At 44.9% G+C, this 13,225-nt stretch carries 13 protein-coding genes; all 13 read right to left on the minus strand.

Annotated elements, in window-relative coordinates; all coding sequences use genetic code 11:
- Positions 1-9: 9 nt before the first annotated feature.
- The 13 genes from HXT34_RS04375 to HXT34_RS04435 all read right to left on the minus strand — a co-directional run bounded on the left by HXT34_RS04375 (position 10) and on the right by HXT34_RS04435 (position 13,151).
- Positions 10-1,692 carry a bifunctional shikimate kinase/3-dehydroquinate synthase gene (locus HXT34_RS04375; RefSeq protein WP_421784541.1) on the minus strand — a complete coding sequence of 561 codons (1,683 nt, stop codon included), beginning with the start codon at positions 1,690-1,692 and terminating at the stop codon, positions 10-12.
- Entirely contained in the window at positions 1,689-2,876 is a 1,188-nt protein-coding gene (gene aroC / locus HXT34_RS04380) for a chorismate synthase (RefSeq protein WP_421784543.1), read from the minus strand. Before aroC ends, HXT34_RS04375 begins: the two co-directional genes overlap by 4 nt.
- A 49-nt stretch (positions 2,877-2,925) precedes the next feature.
- The gene (locus HXT34_RS04385; RefSeq protein ID WP_421784545.1) at positions 2,926-3,342 is read right to left on the minus strand and encodes a peptidase A24; all 417 of its coding nucleotides are present in this window, start codon (positions 3,340-3,342) and stop codon (positions 2,926-2,928) included.
- Between the two features lie 172 nt (positions 3,343-3,514).
- Positions 3,515-4,696 (minus strand): endolytic transglycosylase MltG, encoded by a 1,182-nt coding sequence (gene mltG, locus HXT34_RS04390; protein WP_415683357.1) that lies wholly within the window; start codon positions 4,694-4,696, stop codon positions 3,515-3,517.
- Between the two features lie 45 nt (positions 4,697-4,741).
- On the minus strand, positions 4,742-5,206 hold the full coding sequence (gene ruvX, locus HXT34_RS04395) for a Holliday junction resolvase RuvX (RefSeq protein WP_421784547.1): 465 nt from the start codon (positions 5,204-5,206) through the stop codon (positions 4,742-4,744).
- Positions 5,207-5,261: 55 nt separating this feature from the next.
- Complete coding sequence (gene alaS, locus HXT34_RS04400) at positions 5,262-7,946, minus strand: alanine--tRNA ligase (RefSeq protein ID WP_421784549.1); 2,685 nt, start codon at positions 7,944-7,946, stop codon at positions 5,262-5,264.
- A 206-nt stretch (positions 7,947-8,152) separates the two neighbouring features.
- A complete protein-coding gene (locus HXT34_RS04405; protein ID WP_004105270.1) occupies positions 8,153-8,398 on the minus strand; it encodes a hypothetical protein in 246 nt (81 codons plus the stop codon).
- On the minus strand, positions 8,398-8,856 hold the full coding sequence (locus HXT34_RS04410; protein ID WP_415687650.1) for a DUF948 domain-containing protein: 459 nt from the start codon (positions 8,854-8,856) through the stop codon (positions 8,398-8,400). The genes HXT34_RS04405 and HXT34_RS04410 overlap by 1 nt, the downstream gene beginning before the upstream one ends.
- A 147-nt stretch (positions 8,857-9,003) precedes the next feature.
- Positions 9,004-9,678 (minus strand): histidine phosphatase family protein, encoded by a 675-nt coding sequence (locus tag HXT34_RS04415; RefSeq protein ID WP_421784552.1) that lies wholly within the window; start codon positions 9,676-9,678, stop codon positions 9,004-9,006.
- Between the two features lie 134 nt (positions 9,679-9,812).
- Positions 9,813-10,439, minus strand: a complete 627-nt coding sequence (gene rpsD / locus HXT34_RS04420) for a 30S ribosomal protein S4 (protein ID WP_004105277.1) — start codon at positions 10,437-10,439, stop codon at positions 9,813-9,815.
- A 257-nt stretch (positions 10,440-10,696) separates the two neighbouring features.
- The gene (locus HXT34_RS04425) at positions 10,697-11,485 is read right to left on the minus strand and encodes an ABC transporter ATP-binding protein (RefSeq protein ID WP_415689209.1); all 789 of its coding nucleotides are present in this window, start codon (positions 11,483-11,485) and stop codon (positions 10,697-10,699) included.
- A gap of 2 nt (positions 11,486-11,487) precedes the next feature.
- Positions 11,488-12,699, minus strand: a complete 1,212-nt coding sequence (locus HXT34_RS04430) for an FtsX-like permease family protein (RefSeq protein ID WP_421784554.1) — start codon at positions 12,697-12,699, stop codon at positions 11,488-11,490.
- 38 nt (positions 12,700-12,737) lie between these two features.
- On the minus strand, positions 12,738-13,151 hold the full coding sequence (locus tag HXT34_RS04435) for a DUF4418 family protein (RefSeq protein WP_064340381.1): 414 nt from the start codon (positions 13,149-13,151) through the stop codon (positions 12,738-12,740).
- Between the last annotated feature and the right edge of the window lie 74 nt (positions 13,152-13,225).

Here is a 13,225-nt window from a genome sequence, read left to right on the forward strand (position 1 = left end):
CAAGATTAATTAATTTTGCTTATAAACGCGCTCAAAAGCTTCACGAACAGCTTCAATAGGCGGATTGTCTAAATGCATAGGATTCGAAATACCATCCAAAATTACGAAACGTAGCATGTTGCCGCGCGCTTTTTTGTCGCGATGCATAAGGTTAAGCACACACTCAAAAGCAGCATCAGTATCTTTTGCGCACTGCCACGAAGTTGGCAATCCAAGCGAATCTAAAAGCGAACGATGATACTCAACGTCTCCCGCATCCAAATATCCTAAAATTTGCGCAAGCTCCGCTGCAAAAACCATGCCAACAGCTACAGCATTTCCGTGACGCCAACGGAAGTGCTCAATCTGCTCAATAGCGTGACCAAGCGTATGCCCGTAGTTTAAAAACTCGCGCAAACCCTGCTCTTTTAAATCGCTCGATACGTGATACGCCTTTACTTTAACTGTTCGTTCAATAAGCTCCACGAGCAGTTCATGAAGTTCGTTATTATTTTCTAAATCATCACCATTAAATTCACGCAAAAGCCTCGCGTTATTGGCATCGCTAAGAATCTTCAAAATTTCGCCGTCGCGAATAAAACCAGATTTTGCAACCTCACCCAAGCCTTCAATAAGAATATCGTTTGGAAGAGTTGCAAGCGTAGAAGTATCTGCTAAAACGCCAGCTGGAGTGTAAAAGCTGCCGACTAGATTCTTTCCAGCATCCGTATTAATACCAGTTTTACCACCCGTAGACGCGTCAACCATCGCAAGAAGCGAAGTAGGGCAGTTTACATAGCGAATTCCACGCATCCAAGTTGCAGCAACAAAGCCAGCGACATCCGTTGCTGCTCCTCCGCCTAAACCAACAATTGCATCCGAACGAGTAAAACCAGCTTCTGCCAGGTTAGCCCATAATCCGCTTGCAACTTTAATAGTTTTTCCAGCTTCTGCATCCGGAATTAACATGTCGAAAACTTCGTAACCAGATTGGCGCAAAATAGTTCGAGCTTTGTCGCTATGACGCTGAACAGGTTGCGTGTGAACTAACGCCACTTTAACCGGCTTAGTTCCAAGCATTTGCGGCAGAAGTTGCATTGCACCGTCGCCAATTCGCACATCGTATGGTTCAATTCCTTCACCTGTTACGTGCACAATACGTTGCATAATCATGCTCCTTAATTTTTCTGCAGCCATATACGGAGTCGAACCTTTTGTTTGCATGTGTATATTCGATACCGCTCTAAAAACAGGGTCTCTCTGCTCAAATAATTCCATCCAACGCTTTTGCGCGTCTTCTCCAGAAAACATAGGACGATTATTATTCCAGCTTGCGCGCTCAATAGCCTCTTTAGCATTTGCTTGCAAATACACAACGCGACCGCCCCTACGCATATACTCACGCAAAACTTTTTGAGTTTCTTCACGCATAGGCGCGCCGCCACCAAGCGAAACTATTCCTTTTGTAGAATCTTCTGCAGGCGTATCTCCTAAAATTGCCTCTCGCACTATGCGAGCTTCTATTTCGCGAAAAGCATCCTGGCCATATTCCTCGAAATATTGCGGTATTGACATATCAATATCGCACTCGATCATGTCATCTGTATCATAAAAAGGCAAATTCATAAGATGCGCAACTTCGCGGCCAACGCGCGTTTTTCCAGCAGCAGGCATGCCAATAATAACGGCTAGCGGAAGTTTAGTGCTGCTCATTTCATATTCTCCGGCCAGGAAGCTACGTAAGACTCCACATTTCGGCGCGTTTCTTGCAAAGAATCTCCGCCGAATTTTTCCAAAGCATACTTAGCTAAAGTAAGCCTTACCATCGCTTCTGCAACTACAGAAGCAGCTGGCACAGCAGTGAAATCGGAGCGCTGATTAATAGCTTGAGCAGCTTCGCCAGTAAGCACATCAACTGTGCGCAAAGCGCGTGGAATAGACGGAATTGGCTTCATCGCAGCGCGCACGCGAATGATTTCGCCGTTCGACATTCCGCCTTCAATTCCTCCAGCTCGATTAGTAAGACGCTTAATTTTACCGTTTTCGTCTGTTACCATTTCGTCGTGCGCGGCTGATCCGGGGCGATCTGCTTCTGCAAAACCGTCGCCAATTTCCACGCCTTTAATAGCCTGAATTCCCATAATCGCGCTCGCGAGAGCCGCATCCAATCGACGATCCGACTCAACGTATGTGCCAACTCCTGCAGGCATGCCGTAAGCAAGCACTTCCACTACTCCACCGAGCGTATCTGCATTTGCTTTTGCTTCGTCGATGCGAGCCATCATTTTAGCTTCAGCATCTTTGTCGAGAGTGCGAACTGGAGAAGCATCCAGAGCGGCAACATCGTCAGGCGTTGGTAAGGCTAAACTTTTGTTGGCATATACGCCGCCGATGCCTATAACATGCGCAACAGTGCGCACACCCAAAGCCTGCTGTAAAAACGCATCAGCAATAGCACCCAAAGCCACACGAGAAGCTGTTTCCCTAGCACTCGAACGCTCCAAAACTTCGCGAGCATCATTAAAACCGTACTTGCGCATGCCAGTTAAATCCGCATGCCCTGGACGAGGGCGGCTCAAAGGAGCATTTCTGCCAACTTGCTCAACCTCGTGATCCAAAGGATCTGCACTCATTACTTCGGTCCACTTTGGCCACTCTGTATTCGCGATTTCTACAGCAATCGGAGAACCAAGCGTTACTCCGTGGCGAACTCCGGTAAGCAGTCTAACTTTGTCTTGCTCAAACTTCATACGCGCGCCACGACCATAACCAAGGCGACGGCGAGCAAGTGCAGAAACTACATCGTTGCTAGTAATGTGCACGCCAGCCGGCAAACCTTCAATCATGGCTACTAACGCTTCACCGTGCGACTCCCCTGCCGTTTGCCATCTAAGCATGCCATTCCTCCATTCTCAAGTAATTTACGCGTCTAAATACTCTACTTTACTAACTACCAAGTATTGAGCGGGTTGTTATTGACAGCAATGCTGCGAGTATTGCAGATATTGCTTCTACTGGCACGAATGGTATTGATGCGTTGGTTGTCGAGCAGATTTTGCAGTAAATTTTCCATAGCAAAAGCCAAAGTAAGCCAACTGCTCCAACTAAAGCGAACCAGTAAATTAAGCAGTCAAAGCCAAATAATACCAAGGCTTGCGCAATCATTGACGCGCTCGTAACATCTCCGAAGCCAATAGCATTTTTTGCGGAAATTTTTCGCATACTCCAGTAAATTACAAAAATAATTACGCAAGAAATCCAGCCGAAAATAAGCACGCTAATATTTCTAAATAAAATAATCGAATATATAAGATTCGCAAAAGATTGAAAAATTCCTGCAATAACAACCCAAAGTCTTGGCACTACGCGACTTTTTATGTCTGTTGCGCAAACTGAAATTAAACATGTGAGCGTTGGTAGCGCCGATATTATCGTAATAATTAATTGCTTCATTAAAGCAGATTACGAAAACTTGCAAAACTGTTACAACCCCAAAACATCTATGTGGTTAAAAGCTATATTTTAATTTAACAGTTTAGTTGCCTTCAGGATTGTTGCGCTTGTACTCGTCGCGGAATTTCAAAAAGTCGTCTTTGTTATCCGCAAACTTCGTTTCACCAGTCTTCAAATTCGTGGTGACAAAGTAAAGCCACGGACCGTCTTGAGGCTTAATGGTTGCAAGCAAAGCGTTGTCTCCAGCAATACCAATAGGCGTAGGGGTCAAACCCTTATGAATACGCGTATTATACGGATTATTTGCATCGTCAAGCATTGCTTGCGTAAGTTTAATAGGCTTTACTCCAGCGCCGTAGCCAACAGTAGAATCCATTCCTAACGGCATATCTTTTGCCAAACGATTCAGTATTACGCGAATAACTTTGCCATAATATTCGCTATTATTCACTTCAGCTTCGGCAATAGACGCCATAATTAAGGCTTTTTCTCTATCTTTACCTTTAGGAATTCCAAGAGAATCAAGTTTTTCGATACGCTTTTTTACCATTGCGGAAAGAATAGCATCCGCACTTTTCATAGCTTTTACGTTATAAACTCCAGGCTCTAGCCAGCCTTCAACGCTACCGTTTGCTTCAGCAGGCAGAATTCCTGCGGCACCATCAGCTAACGCAGCCTTGAATTTATCTAAACTTATTCCAGATAATGTTGAAGCTTTTTGCAAAACGTCTGCTGCGTGATCTCCTGCACGAACATCAAGGAATCCGCCTGCTTTTGTTTGATCTGAAAGAATATCAACTACATCAATAGCAGCCATATGTTTTTTCAGTGAGTAAACGCCAGGATACAAAATTTTATTATTTGCAGAAACAGCTGAAGTGAATGCAGCTTGCGATTTAACAACATTCGCTTTCACTAGTTTTTCAGCAACATTAATAGCGCCTTCGCCAGTATCGACTGTAAACTCAACAGATCCATAACCAGGACCTGGCCAATCTGCAACAGCTTCACTGTTCTGAGACAATCGCCACGCACGCACAGCACTGTATCCAACGTAACCAACAACACATAGCACGAACACAATCAATATAGCTAAAACTGCTTTTGCTCGACGTTTACGTTTCTTTGCAGCAAGACGCGCTTTTGCTCGTTTGCGAGATTTTCCTGACGAATCTGAACCGTTAGAAGCAGATGAAGAAGGAGAATCATCATGTTCAGTCCATTGTGCATGATTGTCAAAGAACTCATCAAAACTGTCGGACATTTGACACTCCTTTTCTACTTTCTAACTCTTATTTACTTACTTTTACTAGTTTTGTTGCGCATATTTTGAATCGAGAGCAGACTGCAAAATCAGCACTGCAGACTGCTGATCTACCATTGGGCGATGCTTTTTAGTAGAAAGATCCGCTTGCAAAAGCTGGCGATGAGCACTTACTGTTGTTAAACGCTCATCTTTCCAAACTACTTCTGGCATATAATCCAATGCCCAATCTTTTTCCTCATGCAATATTTGCATGCGTTTTATTAGATTCTTTCCCCAGCGCAGAGCTTTTTTAGCAGATTTTCCTTCAGTGCCATCGAGTTGCAAAGGCAAGCCTATAACAACTTTTTCTACATTGTTATCTTCAATAACTTCAAGCACTTCATCTATAGCACGGAAGGAATCTCCAAACACTTGCACATTGCCAATAGGATGCGCAAAAGTGAGGCCAGGGTCGGAAAGCGCAAGTCCGACCCTTGCGTCACCTAAATCAATACCTAACCACACCATGTTTCGTGTTGCTTTTGGTATAGATTCGTAAATTTTTTAAGCTGTAAGACACGCACTAGGCGAGCTTAGCTACTTCTGATTTCGCAGCTTCGAGAGCTTCATCAATCTTAGAAGCGTCTGTACCACCGCCCTGAGCGAAGTCTGGCTTGCCGCCACCGCCGCCACCAAGAACCTTGGAAGCAGTACGAACCAAGTCACCAGCCTTAGCACCAAGACCGCGAGCAGCTTCGTTTGTGGCGACTGCAATCATTGGTCGATCGTCTTCATTAACACCAGCAAGCGCAACAACCACTGGAGCATCTTCACCTAAACGAGCGCGAATATCTAGAACTGTCTTACGCAAAGCATCGAATGAGCCAAAGTTGCCAACATTCTTAAGAGCCAACTTAACTTTTTCGTTACTATTCTTTGCTTCATCAACTAATGTTGGTACAGCTTCATTTAATTGAGCTTCGTAAACAGATGCGAGCTTACGATCAGAATCCTTCATCTTGTTAAGCAAAGATTCCAAACGTTCAGCCAACTCGTCTGGACGCGCGTTAACCATGTCTGCTAATTGCGCAACCAAAGTGTGCTCACGAGCGCCATACTCGTACGCAGCTTCACCGCAAAGAGCATCAATTCTGCGCACGCCAGAGCCAATAGAAGACTCGGAAAGAATAGTTACCATACCAATCTTTCCAGTGCTCTTAGCATGAGTACCGCCGCAAAGCTCACGGCTCCAACCGTCGCCGATTTCAACAACGCGCACAACATCGCCGTACTTTTCGCCGAACAAGTGCATTGCTCCAAGCTTAAAAGCGTCGTCGATTGGCATTTCCTTAGGAACTACTTGCAAGTCGTCGCGAATACGCTCGTTTACGCGAGCTTCAACGCGAGAAAGCGCATCCTTATCAACAGCCTTTGGCCACTGGAAGTCGAAGCGCAAACGATCTGGATCAACCACAGAACCGCGCTGAGTTGCCTGAGGGCCAAGCTCTTCGCGCAAAGCCTTGTGAAGAGTGTGAGTAGCGGTGTGAGAACGCGCCAAAGCAGCCCTGCGAACCTGATCAATATTCGTGTTTACAGGAGAGCCAACGCTCAAAGTACCTTCAGTAAGTCGGCAGCTGTGAACAATCAAATCCTTGATTGGACGCTGAACGTCGTCAACTTCCAAAATTGCGCCGTCGTCGGAAATGATCTCGCCCTGGTCAGCAATCTGACCGCCGCGCTCAGCATAGAATGGCGTGCGATCGAGAATAACCTCAACGTTTGCAGGAGCGGTAACGCTTTTAACAGAGCCCTTGCCTGCTTCAACAATTGCCAAAACGTTTGAACGGCTTGAGAAGTCAGTGTAACCGAGGAAGTCGATTGGCTTTTCAAGAGCCTTCTTAATATCGTCGTAAACGCTAACGTCCACATTGTGACGCTTCTTCAAAGCATCAGCGCGAGCGCGACCTTTCTGCTCGCTCATAAGCTCGCGGAACTTAGCTTCGTCGACCTTAACACCCTGCTCGGCTGCCATCTCAAGAGTAAGCTCAATCGGGAAGCCGTAAGTGTCGTGCAAAGTGAACGCGTCGGAGCCGCCAACCATAGGGTCATCCTTGTGCTCTTTCTTAGCTTTTTCAACAGCCAAGTCGAGAATAGTTGTGCCCTTTTCAAGAGTGCGACGGAAAGCATCCTCTTCACCGTAAGCTGCTTCGCTAACCTCGTGGAAAGTATCGTTAAGCTCTGGATAGCTTGGTTCCATAGCAGCCTTAGAAACTGGGAACAACGTTGGCAAAACTGGATCTTGAACGCCAAGCATGCGCATTGCGCGAACAGTTCTGCGAAGAAGACGACGAAGCACATAGCCACGGCCAACATTACTTGGGCGCACGCCATCGCTCATAATCATCAAAGCGGAACGCACGTGATCTGCTACAACGCGGAAACGCACGTCAGCATCATTATTATCGCCGTACTTTACGCCACTAAGCTTTTCTGCAGCTTCAATAACTGGGTAAACTTCGTCAGTTTCGTAAATATTTTCCTTACCTTGCATAAGGTAAGCCAAACGCTCCAAACCAGCGCCAGTATCAATATTCTTTTGATCGAGTTCGCCAGCAATATGCAAATCAGTCTTAGATTTGACGTTATCTACCTGGTAATTTTCGAAAACCAAATCCCAAATCTCAATAAAGCGAGATTCGTCAGCAGCCGGACCTCCATCGCGACCATACTTAGGACCGCGATCCACGTAGATTTCGGAGCATGGACCGCCAGGACCAGGGCCGCCGGTAGTCCAGAAGTTATCTTCCATACCGAAAACTTGCATATGCTCTGGGTCGAAGCCTTCGTTCTTCCAAATTGCGCGAGCTTCATCGTCGTCAGTATAAGTAGTAACCCAAAGCTTTTCAGGGTCAAAACCGTAGCCGCCCTTATCTTGCGGAGTTGTTAAAAGCTCCCAAGCGTAGTGAATAGCTTCCTCTTTAAAATAATCGCCAAACGAGAAGTTACCAACCATCTGGAAGAAGGTGCCGTGACGAGTAGTCTTACCAACTTCGTCAATATCTAGAGTGCGAACGCACTTCTGATTCGAAGCCATACGACGCGAAGGAGGCGTCTGCTCACCAAGCAAGTAAGGAATAAACGGCACCATGCCGGCAATAGTAAACAATGTTGTTGGGTTCGGCGAAATAAGAGAAGCCGAAGGAACAACCATATGACCATTCTTGGCAAAATAGTCAAGATAACGCTTTGCAATTTCTGCTGTGCGCATACGTACGAACTCCTTGTGTAATTTTTAGCAAGACCCACGCAAACCGTCACAAATAACCGTCACAAACAAAAGCCACATGCAACGCTCACACGAAATCGTGCCGCATGACGCACGACGCAATCATGCAAACATTCAATATAGTACTTCAATACTTAACTTAACTAAACTTAGCAAAGTAACGAAATTATGAAAAACTCGTTTTTTATTTAAAATTCCCTATTTCTACGATTAGCATAACGAGAATTAAGCTCAGCTTCATGCTCTTTACGGCTAGTATTGAAATCTTTAAACAATCCCATTACTGTGCGCAATGTGATATTTTTCGGTTCCTCATCAAATATAAAACGACTAGCAGAAGACGGCATTTTTGCTTTGACATATGCACGAGCCTTCGTAACTGTAAGAACACCAATTACAATGCCAACAAACATCCAAAATAAACGCTTGAACATTACTCCCCCCTGCTTGCATTCTTGCTTGCATTCTTAGTTGCATTCTTGTCAGAGGATTCTTTTGAAGCGTTACGATTGGCACTATTCTTGTCTGTTGGCACAGTCGGCTTATTGAAGAAAGAAGAAACAGTATCTTTTAGAGCGTAACCGGCAGCTGCAATTTTTACGAGCGGTTTTCCAAGGAAAGCACCATACAAATCTGTTAGAGCACTAATATTTGTAACGGTTGTGCGAGTAGCTCCTGAAACAGCGTTTACGTCGTCAAGAGTCTTATTAACTTGCTTAATAGTTGTAACAGACTCATCAATTGCCGGCATCGCATGCTCACCCGACTCTTTAATTGTTTTCGCAATCTGATCAAACAATCTGCCTAATCTGATTAACGGATAAATCAAAAAGCCAGAAAGCACGGCAAACGCAATCGCAGCAATAATAGCAGCTATGTCTCCAACGCTCATCGTAACCTCTTTCTATACCATTTTGCATGAGATTTCGCAGTATCAAAAGCCATACAACAGCAAATCAAACTACGTACTAAAACCCTTCGCAATGACTTAAGATTAACGAACGGTAAAGACGCATATAACAAAGTTAAAAAGTAGAATCTACTCGTTATAGCCTCGAATAGTAATGGCATTATCAATGGGTTTGGTAGTGTCAAAATCAAGTCTGGTTACGCTTCCGTTTTGAGGGCGTTCGCTTAAATCGTAGCCTGCAGGCGCAAAACGGTGCATAAGACTTAGTAAAGTGTTGCCATGCGAAATTTGCAAAACATTATCTCCATCGTTAAGCGAAGAATTTGAAGCAATTAACGCAAAACCTTCTTCTACGCGAGTCCAATATTCGATATCCGACTCGGCATCGTGGAAAGGATCCGCTTCTTTAAGCATGTCACGAGTGGCTGCAAGCCCAAACTTTTCAACGATTTCGTTGTAGGTGTGCGCTCCGTTAGGCGCTCCCGCAGCCCACCAAGCCATTTGCATATCTTGACCTTCAAAATAGCCGTAGCATTGCTCGCGAAAATGCATGTCGCTTATAAGCGTCGGGCGCACATTACCGGCAGCTTCATTTGCATCGAGAATACGTTGTGCTGTGATTTGCGCACGAGTAGTATCCGAACAGTAAGCTGCAGCAAAAGCAATATTTTCTAGCTTTTTTGCAGCCGTGTCCGCATCTTTCAAACCTTTTTCAGTAAGCGGAGAATTTGACCAGCCTTGCAGTCGATTATAGCGATTAAATAGCGTCTGTCCGTGACGCACTAAATAAAGATGCAGCAACATATCTCCATTATTGCACTACGCGGTACATAGCACTGCAAGTTTCCGGCAAATGTTCCAACACAACGCATTGACCCCTGCCACGCGAATGCGCAACAGGGGTCAAGCGGTATGTCCTTAAGAATTAAATCGGCGAATTAACGAGCGTAGTATTCGACGACGTACTGAATGTTGACTTCAACTGGAATCTGATCGACTTCCGGCTTACGAGTCAAAGTAGCCTTCAAAGAGGCAAGATTCACATCGAGGTAACCAGGAACTGCTGGCAAAACGTCGCGATGAACGCCTTCTGCAGCCATCTGGAATGGAACCATGGTCTGGCTCTTGGCGCGAACCTGAATGGTCTGGCCTGGCTTCACACGGTAAGATGGGCGATCGACAAGATTGCCATCAACCAAAATATGACGATGTACAACAAACTGACGAGCCTGGGCGGTGGTGCGAGCAAAGCCTGCGCGCAAAACCAAAGCATCAAGACGAGTTTCCAAATCGGTGAGCATTGCGTCACCGGTCTGGCCTGCAGTGTGCGTACCCTTCTCGTAAGCAGCACGAAGCTGCTTCTCGGAGATGCCGTACTGAGCGCGAAGACGCTGCTTCTCGCGAAGACGTACTGCGTAATCGGACTCGGTGCGACGACGAGTGCGGCCGTGCTCACCTGGAGCATATGGACGCTTCTCGAAGATACGCTGAGCCTTTGGGGTCAAAGCGATGCCGAGGGCGCGAGAAAGACGCACCTGACGGCGAGAACGCTGAATATTAGTCATAACTAATCCTTTAATTCTGTCGTTATCTGAACGGAACGTGAACCAAGTTTTTAGTAGATCGCAAAATCTCCTAAAAATTATTCACGCTGAGCCGGCCTCTCCAGTGCTTCTTCGTGCTAACACACGAACGCGCAAGTATTAAAACGTTGAAATAACGCCATAACTACCGCGCGCCGACCCACTGATGGGCTAAGGCTCCAGATGATGCTTACACAAAATAGGCATCGTTTCTAATTCTACACACCCGTAAGAATAAATTAGCGAAGAGATCCGAAATCCATTGTGTATGTGCGATCCGCGCAGCGAGCAGCCTCAACATCGTGCGTTACCATGAGCACTGCTACACCATTTTTTGCAGCTTCGCGCAACATTTTCACCACTATGCGAGTATGCTCTAAATCCAAATCACCAGTAGGCTCGTCAAGAATAAGAAGCTTCGGATTGTTTATTAGCGCGCGCACAATCATTACGCGACGCATTTCACCACCCGAAAGCTCATTTGGGTAGCACCACAGTAAATCTTCAATATGCAATTGCTTGCAAAGTTCTAACGCGCGAGTCTCGTTTAAATCTTCGCTTATTTCAGACTTACTTTCAGCAGACTTACTTACTTCAGCCTTACTTATTCCAGACTTACTTACTTCACAAGCACTAGCTGCAATTTGCACAGGTAAAAGTATGTTGTCATGCACAGTAAGATTTTGCAAAAGCGTCTGCGATTGCGTCACAAAACCTATATCACATGCGCGCAAACGAGACATTTCTGCATCACTAAAAGTGCGTTCAGAAATCTCTTCGCCGCAAACTTTTACACTTCCATGCGTTGGCTTCAATAACCCAGCAATCAAATTTAGTAAAGTAGATTTTCCGTTACCTGACTTTCCAACGATTGCCACAAAATCGCCGCTATTTAGCGCAAAACTCACGTTATTTACTGCAAAAAATTTGTGCTTTCTGCGCATAAATTCGCGAGTTACACGAGTAAGCTCAACAACAGGTAAAATATCAAACTCATTACTTGGCAGTTTTTGACTCTTATCTTCCATACTTACTCACCCGACCTAAGTGTCAAATACGTTTCGCGCATAGCAATACGCAATGTGGTAAGCGCTGAAGCTACAACAACTGCAACAAGCGCAAGCAGCACAGACGCTAACATAAGCACTGCTACTGGTAGCGCAGTCACTTCCAAATACGGAAGCTGCAATTGTTCAGAAATAAGAGAACTGTAAGGGAACAATATAAGACTTGCAGACGCAACACCCAATACTCCACCAACTAAGCCAAGTATCGCAGATTCCCTAACGACAACGCCTAAAAGCATATTTCTTGTTGTGCCAAGTATGCGAAGAGAAGCAAACTCTTTTTTACGCTCGTTTACAGATGTTGAAAATACTGCAACTAAAACTAGCAATCCAACTAGCCAGCACGCAGCAATTATAAAAGTCAACGTGCGAGTAAAAACACCAAGATTAGCTTGCGTAGTTGCTGTAATTCCGCCCGGAAAAACTATGCCAATGCTTGAAAGACCAGTTGTTTTGCGAATATTTTTTGCAACTTCTTGCGCGCTGTAACCTTTTTGTACTTTTACGAGAACTGCAGAAACTGCTTTTTTAGCATATTCCTTTGGAATAGCGGTGTGCCCTACTTTCGTTGAATACTCAACTACTTGCGACACACTTTCGCGTCGCACAAACACTGAATTATCAATGCTTGTGCCGGTTTTTGCAAGCTGCGCAGCTACAGGCCATTGGTGCCCAAAAAGACGAACAGTATTCATATAAGACACGATTACATTTGCGCCAGCAATCATCTCGCCTTTTTGTAACTTCTGCTTATGTTGAGAATAAATCCAAGGACCTATAACAAAATCAGAATCGGGATCAAAACCAATAATTTGCAATTTTTCAGCGCAACATCCTGCAGAAAGCGAAGAAATATACGTTTGTGCACTCGCCTTTTGCACACCCGGAGAGCGTCTTACTAAATTCTCAATATCGTTAGTGAAATAAAAAGTGCTTGAACCACTGTTTGTAAGCAGCGCTTCTGCTTTAGTATGCGTACCTTGAGGGATAACCATAATATCGGCTCCCATGCGTTCTCGCATACTATTCAAGCCGCGTTCAAGATTCATAGAAATCAGCGAGCCGCCGAAAAATATCGCAGACAAGCACGCAGATACAACAATAAGTGCAGCAGTGCGCAATGGCTTGCGTTTAAGATTTTCCAGCGGCAATCGCTTTAGCGTAATAGTGCGCATAATTTTGCTTTGTTAAGCTTTTCGAACTATTTGAACTATTAATTTTCTTTATTATCCAAATACACGGAAACAGCTGCGAACACTAATGCGAGCACAGACAGAACGATCAGTGTTGGACGCATAACCGATGCACAATGCATCATTGGGCTCTTGCACACGCCAATAAGGAATGTTGTAACAGCGAGCATAAGCAAAGCGTTCACAACTACAGCAATATTTAAACCAATGCGAACATTTTCTTTAACAAATAGCGCAATAATTCCAAGTACTGCAATAACTAAGCCAATTCCAACAGCTGCACGACCTGTGTAGTAGCATGCCATAGGTTGCATCATCATATGCATTTTTTGCATGCCTCCGGTTGAGCACGGCTTTGCAAACGTCAATGGTGCAACGGCAATAAGCAAGCCGAAAATAATTGCAGGAATTGATGCGAATAATTTGTTTTTCATAATTTATACCTCATTAAATGTATGTTTTTATTTTTTAGTGTCACATTTCCCTTAATGCAACACGCTTCTCGGCA

The sequence above is a fragment of the Gardnerella sp. DNF00983 genome (assembly GCF_049244265.1).
GTDB lineage: Bacteria > Actinomycetota > Actinomycetes > Actinomycetales > Bifidobacteriaceae > Bifidobacterium > Bifidobacterium vaginale_J.